The sequence below is a fragment of the Helicobacter sp. UBA3407 genome, from assembly GCF_949747025.1.
GTDB classification, from domain to species: domain Bacteria; phylum Campylobacterota; class Campylobacteria; order Campylobacterales; family Helicobacteraceae; genus Helicobacter_D; species Helicobacter_D ganmani.
Window position 1 is genome coordinate 1 of sequence record NZ_CATKCB010000119.1, and the last position, 23,051, is coordinate 23,051.

At 35.1% G+C, this 23,051-nt stretch carries 28 protein-coding genes; all 28 read right to left on the reverse strand.

The window, feature by feature from the left end; genetic code table 11:
- Nucleotides 1–909 (reverse strand): FkbM family methyltransferase (locus Q1553_RS03720; protein ID WP_300842765.1); only part of this gene is annotated, 909 nt, incomplete at its 3' end.
- A gap of 2 nt (nt 910–911) precedes the next feature.
- Nucleotides 912–1,469 carry a GTP cyclohydrolase I FolE gene (gene folE / locus Q1553_RS03725; RefSeq protein WP_300692017.1) on the reverse strand — a complete coding sequence of 186 codons (558 nt, stop codon included), beginning with the start codon at nt 1,467–1,469 and terminating at the stop codon, nt 912–914.
- An 8-nt stretch (nt 1,470–1,477) separates the two neighbouring features.
- Entirely contained in the window at nt 1,478–2,401 is a 924-nt protein-coding gene (gene htpX / locus Q1553_RS03730; RefSeq protein WP_297601011.1) for a zinc metalloprotease HtpX, read from the reverse strand.
- Nucleotides 2,402–2,422: 21 nt separating this feature from the next.
- Nucleotides 2,423–3,601, reverse strand: a complete 1,179-nt coding sequence (gene truD, locus Q1553_RS03735) for a tRNA pseudouridine(13) synthase TruD (RefSeq protein WP_300692015.1) — start codon at nt 3,599–3,601, stop codon at nt 2,423–2,425.
- Between the two features lie 22 nt (nt 3,602–3,623).
- Complete coding sequence (locus Q1553_RS03740) at nt 3,624–4,136, reverse strand: peptidylprolyl isomerase (protein ID WP_297570278.1); 513 nt, start codon at nt 4,134–4,136, stop codon at nt 3,624–3,626.
- Between the two features lie 29 nt (nt 4,137–4,165).
- Nucleotides 4,166–5,263, reverse strand: coding sequence for a tetratricopeptide repeat protein (locus Q1553_RS03745; protein ID WP_115550668.1), 1,098 nt, complete (start codon nt 5,261–5,263; stop codon nt 4,166–4,168).
- A 6-nt stretch (nt 5,264–5,269) separates the two neighbouring features.
- The gene (locus Q1553_RS03750; RefSeq protein WP_115550667.1) at nt 5,270–5,794 is read right to left on the reverse strand and encodes an OmpA family protein; all 525 of its coding nucleotides are present in this window, start codon (nt 5,792–5,794) and stop codon (nt 5,270–5,272) included.
- Between the two features lie 72 nt (nt 5,795–5,866).
- The gene (gene tolB, locus Q1553_RS03755; RefSeq protein WP_115550666.1) at nt 5,867–7,144 is read right to left on the reverse strand and encodes a Tol-Pal system protein TolB; all 1,278 of its coding nucleotides are present in this window, start codon (nt 7,142–7,144) and stop codon (nt 5,867–5,869) included.
- Between the two features lies 1 nt (nt 7,145).
- Nucleotides 7,146–7,886 carry an energy transducer TonB gene (locus tag Q1553_RS03760; protein ID WP_115550665.1) on the reverse strand — a complete coding sequence of 247 codons (741 nt, stop codon included), beginning with the start codon at nt 7,884–7,886 and terminating at the stop codon, nt 7,146–7,148.
- Entirely contained in the window at nt 7,879–8,277 is a 399-nt protein-coding gene (locus tag Q1553_RS03765; protein WP_115550664.1) for a biopolymer transporter ExbD, read from the reverse strand. Before Q1553_RS03765 ends, Q1553_RS03760 begins: the two co-directional genes overlap by 8 nt.
- 16 nt (nt 8,278–8,293) lie before the next feature.
- Complete coding sequence (locus tag Q1553_RS03770; RefSeq protein WP_115550663.1) at nt 8,294–8,866, reverse strand: MotA/TolQ/ExbB proton channel family protein; 573 nt, start codon at nt 8,864–8,866, stop codon at nt 8,294–8,296.
- Entirely contained in the window at nt 8,863–9,255 is a 393-nt protein-coding gene (gene atpC / locus Q1553_RS03775; RefSeq protein WP_115550662.1) for an ATP synthase F1 subunit epsilon, read from the reverse strand. The genes Q1553_RS03770 and atpC overlap by 4 nt, the downstream gene beginning before the upstream one ends.
- 9 nt (nt 9,256–9,264) lie before the next feature.
- Complete coding sequence (gene atpD, locus Q1553_RS03780) at nt 9,265–10,668, reverse strand: F0F1 ATP synthase subunit beta (protein ID WP_115550923.1); 1,404 nt, start codon at nt 10,666–10,668, stop codon at nt 9,265–9,267.
- 24 nt (nt 10,669–10,692) lie between these two features.
- Nucleotides 10,693–11,580: an ATP synthase F1 subunit gamma gene (gene atpG / locus Q1553_RS03785; protein ID WP_115550661.1), complete on the reverse strand. Its 888-nt coding sequence runs from the start codon at nt 11,578–11,580 to the stop codon at nt 10,693–10,695.
- Between the two features lie 15 nt (nt 11,581–11,595).
- Complete coding sequence (atpA, locus tag Q1553_RS03790) at nt 11,596–13,110, reverse strand: F0F1 ATP synthase subunit alpha (RefSeq protein ID WP_297570286.1); 1,515 nt, start codon at nt 13,108–13,110, stop codon at nt 11,596–11,598.
- A gap of 19 nt (nt 13,111–13,129) precedes the next feature.
- Nucleotides 13,130–13,666 carry a F0F1 ATP synthase subunit delta gene (locus tag Q1553_RS03795; protein ID WP_297579210.1) on the reverse strand — a complete coding sequence of 179 codons (537 nt, stop codon included), beginning with the start codon at nt 13,664–13,666 and terminating at the stop codon, nt 13,130–13,132.
- Entirely contained in the window at nt 13,667–14,182 is a 516-nt protein-coding gene (locus Q1553_RS03800; protein WP_297579207.1) for a F0F1 ATP synthase subunit B, read from the reverse strand.
- Nucleotides 14,183–14,195: 13 nt separating this feature from the next.
- Complete coding sequence (locus tag Q1553_RS03805; RefSeq protein ID WP_115550657.1) at nt 14,196–14,621, reverse strand: F0F1 ATP synthase subunit B'; 426 nt, start codon at nt 14,619–14,621, stop codon at nt 14,196–14,198.
- Between the two features lie 63 nt (nt 14,622–14,684).
- The gene (locus tag Q1553_RS03810; RefSeq protein WP_297570289.1) at nt 14,685–15,590 is read right to left on the reverse strand and encodes a ParB/RepB/Spo0J family partition protein; all 906 of its coding nucleotides are present in this window, start codon (nt 15,588–15,590) and stop codon (nt 14,685–14,687) included.
- A complete protein-coding gene (locus Q1553_RS03815; protein WP_115550655.1) occupies nt 15,590–16,381 on the reverse strand; it encodes an AAA family ATPase in 792 nt (263 codons plus the stop codon). The genes Q1553_RS03810 and Q1553_RS03815 overlap by 1 nt, the downstream gene beginning before the upstream one ends.
- A gap of 12 nt (nt 16,382–16,393) precedes the next feature.
- A complete protein-coding gene (locus tag Q1553_RS03820) occupies nt 16,394–17,038 on the reverse strand; it encodes a biotin--[acetyl-CoA-carboxylase] ligase (RefSeq protein WP_297579204.1) in 645 nt (214 codons plus the stop codon).
- A complete protein-coding gene (locus Q1553_RS03825; RefSeq protein WP_297570293.1) occupies nt 17,039–17,941 on the reverse strand; it encodes a methionyl-tRNA formyltransferase in 903 nt (300 codons plus the stop codon).
- 56 nt (nt 17,942–17,997) lie between these two features.
- Entirely contained in the window at nt 17,998–18,783 is a 786-nt protein-coding gene (locus Q1553_RS03830; RefSeq protein ID WP_297601017.1) for a hypothetical protein, read from the reverse strand.
- A gap of 39 nt (nt 18,784–18,822) precedes the next feature.
- Nucleotides 18,823–20,118: a HAMP domain-containing sensor histidine kinase gene (locus Q1553_RS03835; protein WP_245944167.1), complete on the reverse strand. Its 1,296-nt coding sequence runs from the start codon at nt 20,116–20,118 to the stop codon at nt 18,823–18,825.
- Nucleotides 20,097–20,768, reverse strand: a complete 672-nt coding sequence (hsrA, locus tag Q1553_RS03840) for a homeostatic response regulator transcription factor HsrA (protein WP_115550652.1) — start codon at nt 20,766–20,768, stop codon at nt 20,097–20,099. Before hsrA ends, Q1553_RS03835 begins: the two co-directional genes overlap by 22 nt.
- Before the next feature lie 111 nt (nt 20,769–20,879).
- Entirely contained in the window at nt 20,880–21,470 is a 591-nt protein-coding gene (locus Q1553_RS03845; protein WP_300842766.1) for a lipopolysaccharide core heptose(II) kinase RfaY, read from the reverse strand.
- Entirely contained in the window at nt 21,442–21,618 is a 177-nt protein-coding gene (locus tag Q1553_RS03850) for a lipopolysaccharide core heptose(II) kinase RfaY (RefSeq protein WP_299383864.1), read from the reverse strand. The genes Q1553_RS03845 and Q1553_RS03850 overlap by 29 nt, the downstream gene beginning before the upstream one ends.
- Before the next feature lie 33 nt (nt 21,619–21,651).
- Nucleotides 21,652–23,004, reverse strand: a complete 1,353-nt coding sequence (locus tag Q1553_RS03855) for a class II 3-deoxy-7-phosphoheptulonate synthase (protein ID WP_115550651.1) — start codon at nt 23,002–23,004, stop codon at nt 21,652–21,654.
- Nucleotides 23,005–23,051 lie beyond the last annotated feature (47 nt).

Sequence of the window (23,051 nt, forward strand, 5' to 3'; positions counted from 1 at the left end):
GATTCTGTCTTTTGCTGTGCCAAAGAGGAGAGATTCTAAGCGGGCAATACGATGTTTATTTATATTTTCTATTTCCATTTTGGAAGCAAGGTTGCCCATATCTTTTCTTAAATGCCAAATAGAAGTCTGCATATAACTTGATTGCTTATAGTTTGTATTAAATAACTGCAAATTAACAATCTTTGCAGATGTTTTAGCTAAAAGTCGTTTGGTTTCTATTTGCTCTAAAGGCAAAAACAAATGCGTAGGAGAACCCCCAAAAGTATCCCAATGCACGTATTCTAGCGATTCTAATACGCGTTCTAGTTTAACAAAATCCTGTGAATAATTCGCTTCCGCATAAATCATTGGACGATTTCTCATAATCAACTCTCTTGCGCCTTGAAGCACACGTGATTCCATTCCTTCTACATCAATCTTAATACAAGAAATTTTCTCTTGCACTTTTAGGCTATCCAAAGTCTTAACGACAATCCCAGCCCCACTTTCCCCTGCGCCACTACTTAGGGACATTCCGCCAAAATTACTTGGAATTTCTTTAGCAAAGTGCATTATCCCCTCGCAATCAGACAATCCAAACTCATTGACTTGAATTTTGTTTTCAAATTCATTCAATGCAATACTTTCTTTAGCTATTTTAGACATTTTCGGATTTGCTTCAAAAGCAATCACTCTCAAGCCATTTGCCGCAAGGAACAAAGAATGGTTACCGATATTCATTCCAATATCTAGCACAAAAGAATCTTTAGGAATTCTTAAAAGCATTGCCTGGAGCATTTCATATTCATAAGGTTCTTTTTGTCTGCTCACATATCCTTGAATGAAATCTGTTTTATAAAAAGGCACATACATTTGATAGCAGATACCCTCTGTCTTTAGGTTTAAAGTGATGATATGTTCTTGCTGCATTTTTATCCTTTTTTAATATGTCCCATAAACTCTTCACGCGTTCTATGGTCGCTTTTAAATAATCCTCGAATCGCACTTGTCAGCATTATGCTATTCTGCTTTTCCACACCGCGCATTACCATACACATATGTTTTGCCTCTGCAACCACCATTACACCTTTGGGCTGCAAGACTTCCATTAAGGTATCTGCAATTTGTGAAGTCATTTTCTCTTGAATCTGCAACCGCCTAGAATACACCTCCACCAAACGCGCTAACTTTGAGATTCCAACAACTTTGGAATCTGGGATATAACCAATAGAAATTTTGCCAAAAAAGGGCAATAAATGGTGCTCACACACAGAATAAAATTCTATATTTTTAAGCACCACCATTTCATCACAAGCCCCCTCTGTGAATACTCTACCTAGAATCTCCTTTGGGTCGCTTTTATATCCACTATATAAATGTTCCCAGCTTTTCACCACGCGCTTTGGTGTCTCTAATAGTCCCTCGCGATTCCTATCCTCGCCGATATAATCAAAAATACAGCGGATTATTTCCTGTAAATCTTGTTGCATAGGATTCCTTATTGTCTTAATAATGCTTGAATGCGATTCTCAATGCTTGGGTGTGTGCTAAAAAGCTCGTTTGCGCTAAAAATATAAAGCGCAGAACGCGTAGGATTTGTATCACTTTGTGAAAAATCTGATTGTGCATAATTTCCACTAATTTTCTGCAATGCTTTAATCATAGGCTTATTATCACCCATTAAATACGCCGCTCCAGAATCCGCCATATATTCCCTAGAACGACTTAAAAACATCTGCAAAACAAGCGTAAGCAAGGGTAAAACAAATTGCAAAATTAGCAGAATTGCTCTTGCAAGATTCGCGCCTTTTTCCCTAGAATTTCCCAAAAATAAATACACTGCATAATTCACGACAAGTAGCATAATATTACTTAAAACGCCAACCATTAAAGTTAAGCGAATGTCTCCGTGCCGAATATGGCTTAACTCGTGTGCCATCACTGCTTTTAACTCCTCGCGCGTAAGATTCCTTACTAGAGTCGTTGTTACCGCAATGAGAGAATTATCTGCATTCCAACCACTTGCAAACGCGTTCATAAAAGGTGCTTCCATAAGAAATAATTTAGGGCGAAACGAAAGATTTGCCACCTCTACTAGCTCATCTAAGATTCTGCTCATTTCTCGCTCTTGTGCGTTCGATTCCTTGCCATACAGAATCTCTTTGTATTCGTTTCCACTAAGCAAAATACGTTTAAAATTACGAATTACAAACAAAACAACCAAAGCAGCAATGACTAACAAAACGCAAGTAACTATGGGAAATTCCCTGAAAGTTAAAAGCCTATAAATTCCTTCACTGAAATTTGACGCGTTCATACGCACAATATCCACGAGTAAGCCAATAAAAACAAAAATCAGTAAATAAAGAGCAATCACACATTTTGTTTTAAATTGATTTTCTTTGATGATTTTATCAAACATTTGATTCCTTGTAATAATTTTTCAATCGCCAAATAAAATTTCATTTTCGCAAGATTCCAACTCCTCTTTTGTCTCTTCTATAATCTCACGATGTGCGATTTCTCGTAATAAATTCGTAGCATACGCTCCTTTGGGCAAGAAAAAATTCATCTCCCCTTGTGCTTCTTGTTCTTTATAATAAAAGCTTAAATTTTCCGGGAAAATCCACGCATAACGTCTCTGACCTACACTTTTAATTCTAGAATCCAAAAATTTAGATTCCAAAAATCCCGCTTCCTTTTCACTTACTTTTGCTTTTTTGCCACTTAAAAGTCCTGTAATTGCAGTTTCCTTACGCATAAAACGTCCCGATTCTGCAATTAAATCACTTGTTTCATCTAAAATAAAATTTTTCCCAAAAGGATAATGGCACAAAAAATCGCCATAAAATATTTTAAAAAAATGGGGCTGTTTTTGAAGCATTTTACAATAAGCAATATCGTGAAACTCCAATGGAATCTCATCGCAAGAAAGATAAAACTTCAATGCCTTAGATAGTAAATTTGGAGCGGTAGTCGCAATCAGATGAGAAATATCAATACGCAAAGAAAGCCATTGATTAAAAAGATAACTTTGGTAAGCACTAATAAGAAAGTTTTGTATTTTTTTATTGCGAATCTTGCGCTTTCCCTCTATTATTTCCAAACCTAGCCGATAATTATCACTCTCTTTTCCAAAACGTTGATAACTGAAGTAGTTTGGGATTCCAACCTGCGCCACTCTACTGCATACTTCTAGGATTTTTTGCGCATTAAAAGAATTAAGTTTTTTGAGGCGAATGAAAAATTGATTCCCTTTTAAATGTCCAAGTTTTATTTTGTTGTTGTGATAAGTTGCACTTAAAATTTTAATGTTTGAATGGCTGAAAGATTCTATTTTAGGTGCTGCCAAATGTCTAGGTAAGCTAATATATTGAATGCTCAAAGCATTTTTATCTTTTAGTCCTGCATAGCCTATTTCACTTTCTTTAATGCCTAAATGCGCAGAAAGAATCTTTAACATTTCAAAAGTCGTTAGGGATTTTTTGCGTATTTTCAAAATCAAATGCGCACCCTCTCCACCAAAGGAATAGAGAGGGATTTCTTCTACGACAAAATCACGAGGGCTTTGCTTAAAATAAAATCCAATTGGAGAATGCGTAGAAGCAAAAGAAAGATTCATAATAACTTATGCAATTGCGAATCTAATGGCAACCACAACTACCGCAACATCCACCTTCGCTATGATGATGCTCTTGATGATGCAAGCCACAAGTTAATTCTTTTTCCGTTGCTTCACGAGAATCCAAAATCGTAACAACAAAATGCAACTCCTTGCCTGCTAAGGGGTGATTATAATCTATAATTACCATTTCATCGTTGAAATCTTTTACAATCACTTGAGCTGTTTCACCATTTTCACCTTGACCAAATAAAGTCATTCCTTGTTGCAAATCAATCCCAACAAATTGGTCTCTTGGAACTTCTTGGACATAATTAGAAAAATACTCGCCATAAGCATTGGCTGGAGCAACAATCACTTCTTGTTTGTCGCCAACAGACATTTGAGCAATTGCTTCCTCTAATCCCTTGATAATTTCTCCTGCACCCATAATAAATTCCAATGGCTTACCACCAATATTGGAATCTAAAACACTATCTGTCCCATTTTCTTTTACTTCATATTCAATACTAACAACCTGATTATTTTCTATCATTTTTTCTCCTGATTTTTAGATAAATTGGATTATTTTAGAAGTTTTTTAGCTTCTTTGGCTTCACTAGAATTTGGATAAAGAGAAATGAGTGTCTCTAAAAAACGTTTCGCATTTTCTTTTTCCTTGATTGCATTAAATGATTTTGCGCTATTCAACATTAAACGAGGCATATAATCTGCTTTATCATAGCGCGTAGCACTTGTTTTATAGTAATAAATTGCGTCCTCATACCGCTTTTGTGCAAAGGCAACTTCCCCCAGCAGATAATTTCCACGCGCGGGTTTGTAATTGCCTTTAATAGCAAATTGCAAATATTCCTCGGCTGATTCATAATCTTTGCTTTTGACAAACTCTTCACCCTCTTTGAAAACTTCCGACAATTTTTTATTTTTTAAATCTGTTTTAGATTCTTTATTTTCTTGAGGTTTAGTTTCTTTTGTGTCCTTTTGAATTTGTTCGGATTTGGGCTTTTGCTCCTTAACACTTATTTCAGAATTTTGTGCTTTGGTTGCATTATTTTCTTGAATATTTTCTGTTTCCAAAGGCTTTACTTGCGTGCTATTACTTTCCAAATTTGCAATCACTGCATTGATTTTTGCATTCGTTGTAGCCACTTCTTTGGAATCTTCTGAAGCTTCCTTTAATGCCTCTTTGGGTGTAGAACGACTGACTTGGGATTCCTTGACTGAATTATTTTTTTCTAAAGCAGCAATTTGTCCTTTTAACGCGTCAATTTCGTTTTGCATTTGCGTATTTGTCTTTTGAATCAAAGCACCCAATGCAGAAATACTATTTTTTAATTTATCAATATTTTCATTTTGCAATGCAAAATTAGAATCCACGTGCTTTTTAATATCCATAGATGTGGCATTGCTTTCACCTTGAACTAAAGCAATTTTGCCAGTAAGATTCTGTATTCTTTGTATTTGCCCTTCAAAAATACTTTTTAAGCCCTCTTGAGATTCTTCTACCACCTGAACTCTATTAGAAAGATTAAAAAGTTTTTCATTAATGATTTGAGATTCGCTCTTTGGCGATGTGCTACCACCAGCATTAAAAGCTGATGGTTCTTGCCCGAGCAACAAACTTGCAAGAAATAAGCTTGAGGCAATTAATTTTTGCAACATAAGACCCTATGGCAACATTTTAAAAGTTACTTTTCTATTTTCAGCCCAGCACTCTCTTGTTTTAGCGGTGCAAGTCGGCTTACTTTCGCCATAACTTACAAGTGTAGTTTTGCTTGCTTCAACTCCTTGAGAAACTAGTGCATTTTTCACAGCAACTGCTCTTTTAAGTCCTAACGCATAATTGTATTCATCAGTTCCCCATTCGTCTGTATTTCCTTCAACTCTAACACTCAATGTTCCTGCTGAAATAGAAGTTAATATTTTAGCATCTCTTTCTACCACTGCTTGCATATCTGGACGTATTGTGAATTGATCAAAATTGAAAAACACATTTCTCAAGCCATCTTCTACATAGTTAATTCTCTCTTCAAGATTTACAAAATTGTCTCTATTGTAATCATAGCCACTTCCATCACTTCCATAATATCTGCCATTCTGAACATTCGCGTCAGATTCTACATTGCTTTTGTTGCTACAACCCGTTACCAATAATGCGGCTGCTAATGAGCCTAAAACTAGAAATTTTTTCATTTCTGCTCCCTGATTTTAATTAAAAACGCAAAATTATACCAAAAAAAATGTAATTTAATATAAAACTTTTCTTTACCAATCCATAGATTGAATCGTGCTGCCACTTAGTGGGAAAAGTAAAGTCTTATTGTAATTTAAACGGATAATGCCCAATGCGCTTTGATTTCCTTCGTGTTTGATATACATAATTGTTTCGCCATCTTTAGAAAAACGTGGCAACTGATTCACTCCATTTGCGCTTAAACGACGAATAAAATCGCTTTTTGTAGAAACTAAATAGAGATTAAAAGTATTGCGGTTAAACTCATCACTTGTTTCGCGACTAGAATAAACAATGTAATTACCATACGCACTTGCTGCATTATTATTGCGTCCATGATAAACCATTTGCTCTACTGCTCCGCTCACCTCTCCGCTAAGTGGAATCGCAAAAACATTGGGGTAACCCAATCTGTCAGAAATAAACATCACCCGTTTTTCATCTTCTATGAAATTTCCACTCACATCAATACCGCTGTATTTCGTAAGCTTGGTAATTTGTTTGCTTGGCACATCATAAAGAAAAATATCCGCTTGTTCGTCTGGAGCCATTGTGAGAAGCAATTTAGTAGAATCGCTACTAACATCTGAAGCAACCAACATACCATTGCTTTCTAAAATTTTATGATTTTGTCCATTAGTTAAATCAAATTTAAAAAGTGTAGGCTTATCTAGGTATTTTGTGTAATAAAAAGCAGTTTGTGATTCATTTGCCCATTTAGGAAAAATATTTAATCCTCCGCTAATTAATTGTTTCTTGTAGGTAAGCGTGTAATCACTAGTTAGAATCTCACTTTCTCCGGGCTTAGTATAATGCGACAAAATCACCATTCTTTCCATCCAATCTACTTTTGGAGCTTTAATATAGTCATTAATATCAATCGCCATTTTATGCGCCAAAAAAGGATAAGATTCTGCATTTGCACTTCTGTATTCTTTACTTAGAGCCAACAAACCTGTATTTGCGTCATAAAGTTGTAATCTTGCCTCCAAATTTTCTTTAGTTATTTCTGCATTTACGCGCGCAATGAGGTCAATTTTGCTTTTACGATATTCGTCAAAATTAAGCACCATTGCACTAGAAACAACTTCTGGGGATTCCTGTGTGGCAAAATGTCCCGTAACCTTTAAATCCGCAATCAACATTTTAAAGATTCTTTGACTATATTCCCTTTGCGAATAATCCTTGCCTGTATTTTGAACTAAAATATTAGGGAGATTCCCAAACTTCTTTACAACTTCTAGTGTTGCATCAATCGGTTCTGCAAACGCAAAACTGATACAAAACAATAAAAGATAGATTTTTTTCATCTTACACCTCGGTTTTAAAAGTTACCATTATTTTGGTTTGAGCTCCACCTTCAAAGCGTGGAAATTCTTGCGTGCGCATTATATCCAAAAACTCTTGCAATGCTTTATCAAAATCTAAATTCCCAGATAATTGAATAATAGAATAAGAAAATTGCCCTAGCGAATTAATGGTGATTTGCACTTCTGCCTTATGCTCTTGCAAAGTGCGAATGGGATTCCAATTCTGTGCCAAAATTTCCTGAACTTTAGCATAAAACGCATCATATTCACCCTTAGGAGTAACAAAACTTAAAGTTTTTTGAGTATCTAGGTTGGACATAATCTTTTCTAGCTCATTACTTAATTCTTCACTTTGAGAAGTTTCATTTGCCTTTTTCTTTTTTGCAACTTTGTCATTTTGACTTTGAGGTTTCAATGATTCCTTTTTAACAGGCATTTTGGAATCCACTTGTTTAAAAAGTTCATTAATCCCTACACCAACATTTGCACTCCTAGAGGCACTTTCTTTTTTGATTGGAATATTTTCAACTTTTTTTTCAACTTTTTTTTGAGCAACTTTGATAGTAGGCTTTGGCTTTGTCTCTTCAATTAAATCAATGCTAAAAGTTGTTTCTTTGTAAGCAGCATAAGCTTTAGGCGATTTTTGCACTACGCTAAACTGCCATATCAAGAATACAATTATCAACGCATAGCTGAAAATAGCGATTCCACCGCTTCCAAAAAATAAAATGATTCTAGCCATCAGTAACGAGTGAAACCCTTGTAAAGCCTGTTTGTTTTGCAATTTTTAATACATAGATAACATCATCATATTTAAGATTCTTATCCGCTCTAATATAAACTTGTGTATTCTTATCATAGGCATTTGCAAACATAATAAATGCATCTGGAAAACTATCAAAAGTCAAAATATCATCTTTAAGATAAATATTACGTTTCAAATCCATACGAATTTCAATTTTGGAATCTTCTTGCATCTTTGCACTTTTTGAGCCCTGCGGCAAAGCAATCTCTTCTTGATAAACAATCACAGGAGCGGTTACCATAAGAATAGCCAAGAGCACAAGCATAATATCTACCAATGGTGTAATATTTAAATCTGGCGTCTCGTCCCAATTATAATGTGTTTTCACTTCTTGCCCTATAAGTTTATAAATTTGTTTTTGGAGAGATTAATACATTAATCTGTAATTGCAAATAAGTGTTCAATTCAAAGACTTTGCGTTTTAAAAATAAATTAAAAGAATAAGCTGGAACTGCAGTCAGAATCCCAGCAGCAGTTGCAACAAGTGCTTTAGAAATTACTGGGGCTATCACATCTAAAGTCGCTTTGGAGTTTGTTCCTAGCTTAGAAAAAGCTTCTAAAATTTCAACCACTGTGCCAAATAATCCAATAAAAGGCGCAGTAGAAGCTACGATTCCAAGAAAGGTTAAACCAATCGTTGCGTCTTTAATGGCTTTGTCAAGCGAATATTGCAACATTGGTTCTGTTAGTTTTTTATCAATACCGATGAGATTAGAACCCAAAAGCGAATTTTTTGGTAAGGCATTGCGCCCACTCAATAAAACTTCAAGACATTTTTTTTCATTATTTAATGCTATATTTAGCACAAGATAACGATAAACAAAAGTCCAAACCACTAAGATAAAATATAAAGAGAGCCAAACCAAAACAACTATGGCTGTAACACCATAGTCACTTAGCAAAGTGGTTAGATTCACAGAGAACTCTTTGCAGTATTTTCAATGCGAGAAACTACCATTGAAACTGCAACATTATTGTCTGTTGATTCTTCCAAGAGTTTTTTCGCATTTGCAATTGCTTGCGCAATTTCACCTTCACTGTTTCCGTTAATATCTACCGCCCCTTCAACTAAGACATCAACACTTTTTTCATCTACCTTTGCATAACCCCAATTAATCGCAACAATTTCTTTTTTATTGTCTTTCTTTTCAATTTCAATTACACCCGCACTAAGTGTAGTTACAACTCCAACGTGTCCGGGTAAAACGCCAAACTCTCCCTCACTACCGGGGAGTGTAACGCTTTTGACATCATTGGAAAAAATCTTGCCCTCTGGAGTTACAATATCTAATTTTAAGGTTTCCATCAAAGCTCCTTAGGCATTAGCTTTCATTTTCTCCGCTTTTTCAAGGACCTCATTAATGTTGCCAACCATATAAAAAGCATTTTCTGGAATATGATCATATTTGCCCTCTAAGATACCTTTAAAGCCTTCCAATGTTTCTTGAAGAGTAACATATTTACCCGGACTTCCTGTAAATACTTCCGCAACAAAGAATGGTTGAGATAGGAATTTTTCAATCTTTCTTGCTCTTTCAACGACTTTTTTATCCTCTTCTGAAAGCTCATCCATACCCAAAATAGCAATAATATCTTGCAAATCTTTATATTTTTGAAGCACTTGTTGCACACTTGTTGCAACTTTATAATGCTCTTCACCAACTACTTGAGGGTCAAGAATCCTAGAAGTAGAATCTAACGGATCTACCGCAGGATAAATTCCTTTTTCAGCAATCTTTCTATTTAACACCGTTGTTGCATCAAGGTGAGCAAATACAGAAGCTGGTGCTGGGTCAGTCAAGTCATCTGCTGGCACATAAACTGCTTGAACAGAAGTAATAGAACCTTTTTTGGTGGAAGTAATACGTTCTTGCAATTTACCCATTTCGCTTGCCAATGTGGGTTGATAACCAACAGCAGAAGGGATTCTACCAAGAAGTGCTGACATTTCTGAACCACTTTGCGCATAACGGAAAATATTATCAATAAACATGAGAACGTCTAATCCTTTTTCATCACGGAAATATTCTGCCATTGTTAAACCTGTAAATGCGATTCTATTTCTTGCACCTGGTGGTTCATTCATCTGACCATAGCACAAGGCAACTTTATCCAAAACTCCCGATTCTTTCATTTCGTGATAAAGATCATTTCCTTCGCGTGTTCTTTCACCAACACCTGCAAATACAGAATAACCACTATGTTTAAAAGCAACATTGTGAATCAACTCCATAATAACGACGGTTTTACCAACACCTGCACCACCAAAAAGTCCAACTTTACCACCTTTAGAATAAGGAGCAAGCAAATCAACCACTTTGATGCCTGTTTCAAACATTTCTGTTTTTGTGCTTTGGTCTTCAAAGCTTGGAGCTGTTCTGTGGATAGACCATTTTTCAGGATTTTTTAGTTCTTCTCCTCCATCTACTACTTCACCAATTACATTGAAAATTCTTCCTAAAACCTGCTCACCTACTGGCACAGTAATAGGATTACCTCTTGCAACAACTTTCTCACCTCTTGTAAGTCCTTCTGTCATATCCATAGCAATTGCACGCACTCTATTATCTCCAATATGTGCTGCAACTTCTAAAACTAATTTGTGATTCCGCCCATCTACTGCGAAATCAATATCTAACGCCTCATTGATTGCTGGTAGATAAGAATCAAAATCTACATCTACAACAGGACCCATTACTTGAATGATTTTTCCTACCATATTTTCTGACATTTAATATACTCCTTATTTCATTGACTCAACGCCAGTATTAATTTCAACTAACTCTGTCGTAATTGCTTGTTGTCTTGCTTTATTGTAGGCAATTGTAAGAGTTCTAGCCATCTCTCCTGCATTATTTGTTGCCGCATCCATTGCCTGCATGCGCGCACTGTGTTCTGCTGCCAAGGAATCCACAAGTGCATAATACATACTAAACTCTACATATTTGTTTGCCAATTCGTGCAGAATCTCGTTTTCCTGTTCATTTGGTTCTACCTCCAAAATAGAAGAGCATTCTTCCGTCAGAACAATACCCTCAATAGGTAAAAGTTGAGAAACTTTCATTTCTTGTGAAATCATATTCTTGAATCCATTATGAACCAAAATCACTTTGGAAGTAATACCGTTAAGATAATCTGCTACCGCCTTATTGATAAATTCTGCTGCTTGAGCATATTGCGGTGTAGCACTCAAACCCACCACACTATCTAGCACTTCAATTTCATTAAATTTATAATACTCTACTGCTTTTTTACCAATTACGCGCAAACGCACTTTCATATTTTTAACCTTGTGCTCTGCAATAATCCGATTCACTTCTTTAATGGTATTAATATTGAATCCACCACATAAACCTTTATCGGCTGTAACTAGCACAATATCTACAATTTTAGATTCTTCATTGCCCGCACTAAAATAAGGATTATCTTGCACATTCTCACCGCTCACGACTTTTACTTTAATTTCTGACAAGACCTCTACAATTTTATTTGCATACATTTTAGAACGTCTCGCCATTTCATCGGCTTTTTTAAGCTTAGAAGTAGAAACAAGCTTCATTGCACGCGTAGTTTTTTGAGTATTTAAAACGCTTGAAATCTGTTTTCTAATATCTTTCAGGTTGTTTCCCATAACAAACTCCCTATTTTACACCGCAAAACTAGATTTAAATTCTTCTAATGCTTTACAAAGAGTTTCTTCAATATCTTTATCTAACATTTTTTTAGAGCGAATATCTTCAAAAATTTGTGGATATTTAGCCTCTAAGAATGGATATAAATCAGCTTCAAATTTTGTAATATTTGCTGTTGCAATATCGTCCATATAACCTCTTGCACCAGCAAAAATAATTACTACTTGACGTTCAATTGGTAGCGGAGAATAAGGAGGTTGTTTCAATACTTCAACCATTCTTTGACCTCTATCCAATTGCTTTCTACTTGATTCATCTAAATCAGAAGCGAACTGCGCAAATGCTTGCAATTCACGATATTGAGCCAAATCAAGTCTTAAAGTTCCTGAAACTTGTTTTGTTGCTTTAATCTGTGCTGCACCACCTACGCGTGAAACAGATAAACCGACATTGATTGCAGGACGAATTCCAGAGTTAAACAAATCTGTTTCTAGAAAAATTTGACCATCTGTAATAGAAATAACATTTGTTGGAATATACGCCGCCACATCTCCCGCTTGTGTTTCAATAATTGGCAATGCAGTAAGCGAACCAGCTCCAAGTTCATCACTCACTTTTGCTGCACGTTCCAATAATCTTGAGTGCAAGTAAAATACATCACCGGGGAATGCTTCACGACCTGGAGGACGTCTAAGAATCAAAGACATTTCACGATAGGCAACAGCATGCTTACTTAAATCATCATAAACAATTAACGCGTGTCTTCCATTGTCTCTAAAATACTCACCCATTGTTACACCAGCATAAGGAGCTAGATATTGCATTGCAGCAGAATCGGAAGCAGGCGCATTAACAATAATAGTATATTCCATTGCACCATGTTCTTCCAATTTTCTGACTACTTGCGCAATTGTAGATTCTTTCTGACCAATTGCAACATAAATACAAACAACATCTTGCCCTTTTTGATTAATAATTGTATCAATTGCAACTGTTGTTTTGCCCGTTTGTCTATCACCAATAATTAGCTCTCTTTGTCCGCGTCCAATTGGAACGAGTGCATCAATTGCTTTTAAACCTGTTTGGAGTGGCTCATGCACTGATTTTCTAGCCATAATTCCGGGTGCTTTTTCTTCCATAAAACGATACTCTTTCGTATCAATTGCACCTTTACCATCAATTGGCTCACCAAGAGCATTAACAACGCGTCCCATTAGTCCATCACCCACAGGAACACGCAAAAGCTTACCAAGACGTTTAACGGAAGAACCTTCTTTGATTTCTTTGCCAGCTCCTAAGACGACAACACCAACACTACCTTCCTCCAAGCTTGAAGCCAAACCTTTATCGCCTGTTTCAAATTCAACCATTTCATAGCTCATTGCATTTTTTAGCCCATAAACCTTTGCAACACCATCAGCATACGCAATCACTTTACCTGTTTCGGCGATATTTAAATCAAGTTCAAAATTATCAATTCTTTCTTTGATGATTGAACTAATTTCATCTGCTTGTAACTTTGCTACCACTATTACTCCTTATTTAAAATTAAAATGCTTTTAAAATATGATTTCTTAAATCACTTGCAAATTTCTCTTGAGAAAAAGAAACTTCAACACCTAAATCTTCCACTACTAATCTGATTCCAGCATTTGCTACAATTTGCTGCTTCAACAAAAGATTAACACCAAGTTTTTTGCTAAATTTATCTTGAATCTCTTTCAACTTTACTTCATCGTAGCTCTCACTCACAATAAGTTGTGCAATGTATTCTTTATTTAGAGTAGCTAAATAAGAAGTTAATTCCCTATAAAGCTCCTCAAATAAATCTAACCGCTTATGTTCTGCTAAAATTTTAATAAAATTAGCAAATTTTGCATTGAAATCATTATCTAAAATATTTTCCAGAACAAATTCAGTTTTTTTCTTTTGTTCAACATATGGGGATTCTACAATTTCTCTAAATTTTGCAACCTTATAAGCCCCAGCAAGTTTCCCTAGAGATTCTGCAATCTCTCTTAATTCGGCTTCGGAAGCAGTTTTAGCTAATGCCTTAATATATCGTTTTGCAATTAAATCTTTCATTTACGCTGCCTTTTTGAGTAAAGATTGCATTAAAACATCTTTGCTTAAAGCAATAGAATCTTTGTTTAAGAATTCAGATAAGATTTCATCTACAATCAACTTTTCAGCTTTTCTTTGCTCAAACGCAATATGGTCATTGTATTGACGCACCAAATTCTCAAGCTCATTTTTTGTGTTTTCTTCAATTTTTTGCACAATAATTGCAGATTCTTTATGTGCGGATTCTACAATATCTTTTGCGGTTTTTTTTGCTTCCTCTAGCTGATTTAGTGCCTTTTGTTTTGCTTTTTTAGAATCCTGTAATTTCTCTTGAATCTTAGCCAAAGAGTTTGCGATACTATCTCTACGAGCTTTAAAAATATCTTTAATTGCATTTGCTGCAAAATAATAGACTAGCGCAAAGAAAATAACAAAATTGATTGTTCTTTCAATTATATCATATTCTCCACTCCCTTCTGCTGCAAAGAGTATCCCAGGTGCAAACAATAAAGCCAACCAATAAACATTTGTTCTCATTATCCGCTCCTTTTTATAACTTCTCAAGCTTAACTTTTAAGCTTTCTTTAAAAAGTGGAATCTCGGATTCTAAAGAAGCCTTTAATCTAGCTTTTTCTTCTTCCAAACCTACAACAAATGCACTATATTTTTGAGCTAATTCATCTTTCTTTTGAGAAATTTTCATTTCAGCGGTTTGCTTTGCGCTGTCTTGTGCTTTGTTTTTAATCAAAGCTGCTTCAGCTCTAGCATTTTGCAAGATTTCATTTGCTTCTTTTTGTAAAGCCTTAATATCTGCTGTATTGCCCTCTATTCCTTCGCCATCTTTCTTGATAGAAGCATCACGTGTATCCATAAAACCAAGTAAAGGCTTATAGAGTATGCGATTAAGTAAATATACCAAAACAAGAAAAACAACAAAAACTAGTGCCATTACCCAAGGAGTTGGGATAATAGTCATTTGCACTCCTTTCTTTTTATCTAAAATATATTTTATTTTACCACGACTTTTTCTAAGTTTTTCTTAAAAACTATGATTCGGTAAAATTTTGCTAAACTTTTCTACCTCCTCATCGTTACCAAACTCTACAATTAATTTATTTTTAAATAAATTCGCACTAATAGATTTTGACTGCAATGTCTTACAAATCTTCTTCAGTTGAGAGATAGAATCGGGATTGAGACTATTTACTACTCTTAAATCTTTTACTTCTTTAAAATCTTTGATATTTTTTGCATCTTCTTTGAATTTTTTGGCAATCTTTTCTGTCTCATGCACACTTAGTTTTTGTCCTATAATAGAATTTGCAATCAATGTTTGCTGTTCTTTTGGCAATGTTACAAGCACTTTTGCATGTCCTTGAGAAATTTTATTTTCCAAAATTAAACTTTGCACTTCTTCGCCTAATTCTAAAAGACGCAAAGTGTTTGTAATTTGCGCACGAGATTTCGAAAGTCGTCTTGCAACCTCTTCGTGTGTAATACCATAATCCTCAATTAATTCCCTATAAGATTGCGCAAGGTCAATGGGATTCAAATCTTCTCTTTGGATATTTTCAATCAAAGCCAATTCGCGCAACTTTTCTTCTTGCACATCTACAATAATAGCTTTAATACTATCTTTTTTTGCTAATTTGCTTGCACGCAATCTACGTTCGCCCGCAATCAAGAAATAATAATCTGGAGATTTGCTATCCTCATAAACCAAAATAGGCTGCAATAAACCATGTTCCTCAATGGAAGTAGCAAGCTCTTGCAAACTAGTAGCATCAAAAACCTTACGTGGCTGCAATGGATTAGGTTTAATTTTATCTATATCAATCTCTACTACCAATCCAGAATTATCACTTGAAGCATTTTGATAAGCTTCCTCTACTTCACCTAATATAGCACTTAATCCACGTCCTAAGCCTACATTTTTTTTTGCCATTAAGCCCTCTTTTCTAAGATTGCTCGCGCTAAACTTTGATATGCAATATTTCCCTGTGAGCGCACATCATACAAAATCACAGGCTTTCCAAAACTTGGAGATTCCGCAAGTTTGATATTTCTAGGAATCGCAATTGCGTCCTTAGAATCATCTTCTTTAATGAGTTGCCCATTAAAATGCTGTAATAAATCCGCATAAACTTGACGAGAAAGATTATTTTGCGCACTATACATTGTAGGCAACAATCCTTTGATTTCCAAAGTAGGATTAATCTCTTTTCTCAATAATTTGATTGTATTCAGCAATTGTGCCAAACCCTCCAATGCAAAAAACTCACACTGAATCGGAATAATGACAGAATGCGCTGCACTTAATGCATTGATTGTCAATGGTCCAAGTGCTGGTGGAGAATCTATGATAACATAATCATAAACATCCATTACATCTTCAATTTTCTTTTTCAGAATCAATTCACGTCCATTGCGTTTTTGACTATAAAATTCTTTCTCAATTCCTACTAAACCAATATTTGAGGGTGCTAAATAAAGAGTGGGAATTGAAGTTTTTTGAATGATTTGCGAAATCTTCTTTGTTCCAATTAAAACATGATAAATATTAAATTCAATGCTATTACGATGGAATCCCAAACTTGTTGTAGCATTTGCTTGCGGATCTACATCCACTAAAAGTACTTTTTTTTCTTCCACTGCAAGTGAAGCAGCAAGATTGACAGCGGTTGTTGTCTTGCCTACTCCACCCTTTTGATTTGCAATACAAATCACTTCACACATTCTTTTGCTCCACTATCTCAAACTATAAATCTTTTCACCCTCAATAAGAATTGCACCATCTTCACAAAGCGAAGCATTGCAAAGAGAGATAAGTTTTCCGTTGTAATGAAAAGTATGATTAAAATTATTTGTAAATTCTAGCGAATATTTACTAAAAATTTGCTTCCAACTAGATTTTTTTTTGTCGTTTTCCAATCTCTTTATAAAAGATTCTAAAATTTTTTCTTTAGAAATTTTTATGTCCAATCCACAAAATCCTTGATTCGTAACCTCCAAATTCAATCCAATTCCACAAATCATTACATCTCTTAGCCTTGCACATAAAACCCCTCCTACTTTTTGCTTACCTATATACAAGTCATTAGGCCATTTTAGCCAAACTCGCGACCCCTCTTCTTGCAATACTTCTTTAAAGATGAACCCCATATAAATTGAAGTAGATTCTAAAGGCAAATCTTGCGGTAATGTTTCCATTGGAAGCGCAAAAGAAAAGTATAATCCCTCTTTGACATTTTCCCAAAGATTCCCCCGACTGCCGATTCCGCCACTTTGCCTCTTTGCAACGACCATTATAGGCGGTTTCAATTCGCCCTTGCGGATTCCCTCATTCAAAAAAATTTGTGTAGATTCTATGCAATCAAATTCTAAAATCTGCATTTATTCCAAAATATCGCCTATTTTTAGACGTTTTCCTTGTAAATATTGATAGGCACTCATAGCCTTTTTTGAAGGTGCTTGCAGAGATTCTATCCAAATACTTCCCATCTTGCACCCTACCCTTATTCGTTCCTTTGTGATTTGCAGAATCTCTCCCTCAATATTTTCACTGACAGATTCCGCAATTTTTATTCCTTTTAATTTCAATCCACTTGGCAAATAAATCTCTGGCCACCCCTCATAGGCACGTGCTTTTCTAGCCAAAGAATCCGCATTATCAAAGAGGATTTCTCCCCATTCTTTTTTGATTTTTTTACAATAACTTGCATCTGCGCCAATTTGCTCCAAGGGCATTATAGACTCCCATCTTTCCAAGTATTCCAATATCAAATCTGCGGCAACTTTTGCAATCTCTACAAATAACTCTCTAGCGTTTTGAAGAGAGTTTTGAAAAACTTTAAAACCCAAAATATCTCCACAATCCAATCCCTCACTCATCTGCATTGCAGTAACACCAAAATATTTTTCATCTTTTAAAATACTTTGCTGAATCGGGCTTGCACCGCGAAATTGTGGCAAAATGGAAGCGTGCAGATTAATACAAGGCGCAAGATTCAGAATCTTTTGGGGGAGAATCTTGCCATAAGCTGCGACAATGATTTTATCACAAGCAAAGCTTTTTAATATCTCTGTAAAGTCATCATCTAATTTATGAGGTTGCAAGATTGGAATATTAGAATTCTTTTGTAGCAATAATTTTTTTGTTGCAGGCATTTGCAAATGTAAATTTCTTCCCGCTTTTTTATCCTCTTGACACACCAATGCACACACTTCATAATGAACCAATAGAGATTCCAAAATGATTGCCGCATAATCTGGCGTTCCCATAAAAATTATTCGCATACACTTCCTTACTAACTCTTAATAAAACAAGAATAGTAGCGAATTTATATTTAATTTTAATAAATTTCAATCAAATCAAACTCTTTGATAATAGTCTTTTTGGGTTTGAAAGGCTCGGCAAACTCATTGCCCACTTGATAGATTGGTAAAAGTGTAGAATCATAACTCACGGAATCCTCTCCATAGGCATAATAACCCTGCGATTCTAATTGAGTTTGTGTGGCATTTTGGGATTTCTCCCAAGTTTTTGACTGCGTTGTTTGAGTATTATACGATATTTTGAATCTATTTTCTTGAGCTTCTTTACCTTTAAAATAAGATTCTAATTGTTTCACACGAATAGCAACTTCTTGATAATATTTTTCAGCCTGTAAATTTGCCTGCTCATTTTTCTGCCAACTATACCCTTTGTTATAAGATTTAATAATATTTTTCCAATTCCCCTTATGTTCTTTTTGCCAATATTTAAGTTCTATGATTGCAATCTGTTCTGCAAAAGCATCGTTTTCAACCAACATTGCACCTACCATATTTTGAGTAAAACCATTTTGTTTGAGTTGTGGGTAACGATTAATTACGCCAGGAATATAAGCGTGAAAATTTCCGGCACTTGGGTCTTGGAAGTTCATTTTATAAACACCCGCACAAGACTCCTGCCAAGCAATCGCTGCAAGCGTTAAACCAAAACCATCTTGTTCACCCGCAAGATATGAGCGCAACAAAACTTGCTTTTGCGATTCTGAAAATTGGGCTAAAGGGACACACGAGTTTTTGAATTCTACTTGTGGCAAGGCAAAACTAAAGTTTATAAAAATCAATATAATCCAAATCAACCTTTGCATAAAAACTCCTTTATTTAGAGTTGCAGCAAATTTTGTTCCTTATTTTATTAGATTTGCGATTCTTAGTTCAAAAGTCGCAATCGTGCCATTGGTGTCCAAACGATTTTGAAGAGAAATGCTCCCTCCCAAAGCGTTAGCTGCATTTTTTGCAAGAAACAACCCGAGCCCCGCACCACTCTTATTTCCCGAGCGTTTAAAGGGTGCATAAATATCTTCTAGTTCAGAATCAATCCCACAACCCTCGTCCATTACAACGATTCTTAGAATCTCTTGATGAACAATTTGACTTGTCATCAAAACGCTTTTGCCCTTAGGAGTAAATTTAAACGCATTTTGTAAAAAATTCTGCACAATTTGCGTTAAAAGAGTCGGTTTAATCGTAACCAAAAGTTCCCCTGTTTCAAGTTTGCAAATAAATTGTTTATTTTCTTTTTTGCTAAGAATTTGGAAATTATCTGCAATATTTTGTAAAATTTTATGAATATCTACAAGGCTAGATTTCTCAAACTGCGCACTTTCTTGTCTCCCCAAATCAAGCAAGGTTTTAATGATTGCATTCATTTCATTAATGCTTTGAATATTCTCCTTTAAAGCATTAATATATACTTCTTTCTCTCTTTCTTTAATAAGCGTTACTTCGCATTTGGTCTTAATCACCGCCAAAGGGGTTTTAAGCTCGTGTGCGATTCCGATAAATAGCTGTTTTTGTCCTCCAAAATAGCTTTTAATTCTATCCAAAAGATTATTGATAGAAAGCACCAAAGGATGAAATTCTAGCGGCAAACTCTCACTATTAAGAGATTCCAAATCGTGTTCTTTAAGCTTGCCAAGCGTAGTAGAAAGATTCTGTATAGGCTTATAAAGAATATTTGAAAAAGCAAGCGCAAAGAGCTGAATCAAAATCAAAGCAAAAAAAATCACCAAAACAATACTGCGCAAGAGGGAATCTAAAAAGCCAACTTCTTGCGTGATATCCTTTGTAATTTTCAATGCTTTATTAACTCTATAAGGAGAAGAAATAGAAAAATAAACATTCCCTTGAGATTCTATTTTTGTATAAAAATCTTGATGAATCTTTTTATCTAAAACCTCAATGAGCCAAGTTTCTTTTTGGAGCGGATTGAGATTTTGCACATAAAAACTTTGCCCAACATTATAATTGATATTGTTTTTTAAAATATGATTTAATTGATTTTGGAGGCTTTGTTTAATGTTTCCATAGGTATTAAAATAAAGATAAGCATAAAGTGCAACAGAAAATATCGCCAAAAGGGCGATAAAAGAGATTGTGATTTGTTTAGTATAATCTCCTCTTATACTCCTTTTGGATAGCAAAATCTGTAACCTCTTCGTCTTACTGTTTCAATCGTAGCAATATTAAGCGGTTTGTCCATTTTTTGACGGATTTGATTAATCGCGACTTCAATAACATTAGGAGTTACAAGCTCTGGCTCTTCCCAAATAGCATCTAACAACTGCTCTTTTGAAACAATTTGGTCGCGATGACGCGCAAGATGTGTTAGCACTTCAAAAGGTTTGCCTTTTAGTTCAATCTCTTGATTTTTATAAGTTATTTTTTCTTCATCAGGATTAATCACTAAGTCTTCAATTTCAATTAAATTTGTTCCACCAAAACGCAAACGAGCTTCAATTCTTGCAACCAATACATTAAAATCGAAAGGTTTAGCCAAAAAATCATCTGCTCCGGCTCGTAGTGCTTCCACTTCACTTTCTGCATCATCACGTGCAGAAATAATTACAACAGCAGTGCGTGGGGATTTATTTTTTACCTGATTAATAATTTCAAGTCCGCTACCATCAGGCAACATCCAATCTGCAAGCACTAAATCATAATTACGAATGCTGATATAATATTCTCCGTCTTTTAAATTTTCTGCCACATCGGTTTGATAATTAAATTCATTCAAACCTTCTGTGATTGTCTTATTAAGACTGATTTCATCTTCAACGATTAAAATTCGCATTCCTTTTTCCTTATTCTTAAATTAAAAATTAGCGACATTGTAACATAATTTTAGCTATTTTTAATAAATTTTTATAAAAGATTAAAAATATTTAATATTTCAAAAGAGATTCTATTTTGCCAAGTGTAAAGGATTGATTTTGTATAAAATTTTTCTTTTCAATAACCTTATTTGCTGCTTTAAAAATTTCTCATAGGAAACAAGAAAACAATAAAAATCTGTTGTAGTTGGAGCAATCCCTAAGCGATTCCATAAATTGAATCTATCCTCTGCTTTGCGATAAGCATTAGGATATTTGCCCGAGCAGTCAATGATTCTTATCTCTCCGTGAGATAAAATAAAATTACTTGTTTGAATATCCCCCATTACCATATTATGACGATGCAATTCCTCTACTTTAGCTTTAATCTTGGTTTTTATCTCATCATTCAAAATAATATTGGAAATACATTCTCCTTCAATATACTCCAAAATCATTATAAAAATATTAGAATAATTAAAAACTTTTTTCTCTGCTAAAAGATAAAAATCATTTACACCTACAAAACCATCACCGCGAATGCGTTGTGTTTCTTTTAATAAATTTAAATAATAATCGCCCTTGAAAAAAGATTTTATAAACCGCTCTTTTTTCTTGCTTTGGGGAGAAAAAATTTTAACAATATACTTCTTATTAATTTCCCCCCCCCCCGCTAGAAGCAATCAAAAATACCTGCGATTCTTTAGTATTTTTAAAAACTTGGATAATCTTTAGGCAATCGTTTAAATAATCGTTAAAAATATTTTCATAAATTGCTTTGTTCTCTTTAAGATAAACTTGGTAACCGCTAATTGTCTTGCTAAAAATCATTGCTATAATGGGCTTTGAAATATTATCGTAGTCCTACACCCTACGCTTCTTTAGAATATCGGCAATCAAAAATGAAAGCTCTACTGCTTGACTTGCATTAAGACGCGGGTCGCATTGCGTGTTATAGTTACAACCTAAATTTTCTTCTGTAATTGCTTGCATACCACCTACACATTCTGTAACATCTTCTCCTGTCATTTCCAAATGCACGCCTCCAGCGTAAGTACCAATACTTCTGTGTATCTCAAAAAACGCTTTCATTTCATCTAAAATACTATCAAAAGATCGTGTTTTATAGCCATTGCTAGCCTTGATAGTGTTGCCGTGCATTGGGTCAATGCTCCAAACAATTTCTCGCCCTTCCTTTTTGATGGATTCCAATAGTTTTGGCAATTTATCCTTGATGACTTCTGCACCCATACGAATGATGAAATTTAAACGTCCCTCTTCATTTTGAGGATTTAGAATCTCGCAAATACCCAAAATATCTTCCCTGCTTGCTTGAGGTCCAATTTTCACACCCAATGGATTTTCTACACCACGCAAAAACTCTAAATGTGCGCCATCAAGATTCCTTGTCCGCTCACCAATCCACAACATATGTGCTGAACAATCATACCATTTATTTGTTAAATGGTCTTTTCGCGTCAAAGCCTCCTCATAATTTAATAATAAGGCTTCGTGCGAAGTAAAAAACTCTGTTTCGTGGAGAGTGGGAGTATTTTGCGCAGTGATTCCACAAGCCTCCATAAAAGCTAGGGCTTGTGTAATTTTATCTGCCATATTTTGGAATCGTTCGCTTTGCGCACTATTGACAAAATTAAGATTCCATTTTTGCACTTGATTTAAATCTGCTAAACCTCCTTGCGCAAAGGCGCGAATCAAGTTAAGCGTAGCTGCGGATTGATTATATGCCTGCAAGATTCGTTTAGGATCTGCTTCTCTTGCAGCCTTCTCAAAGGCAATACCATTGATAATATCCCCACGATAACTAGGCAATGTGATGCCATTAGAAGTTTCTGTATCGCTTGAACGCGGCTTGGCAAATTGTCCTGCCAATCTCCCAACCTTTACAATTGGACAAGCTCCCGCATAGGTTAGCACAACCGCCATTTGCAAGATGACTTTGAATAAATCCCGAATACGAATCGCATTAAAATCTGCAAAACTCTCCGCACAATCGCCACCTTGAAGCAAAAATGCCTCACCTTTGGAAACTTTTGCCAAACGAGATTTAAGAGTTCTTGCCTCACCAGCAAAAACCAAAGGAGGATATTTGCTAAGTTTTTTTTCAATGGCTTCTAGCGCATTTAAATCTTCATAAATGGGTTGCTGAAGGGCAATTTTGTCTCTCCAACTCTTTGGATTCCAATTTGTATTTTGCATTGATTTTCCTAATACATTAAAATTAAAAATAAATTGGCAATTCTACC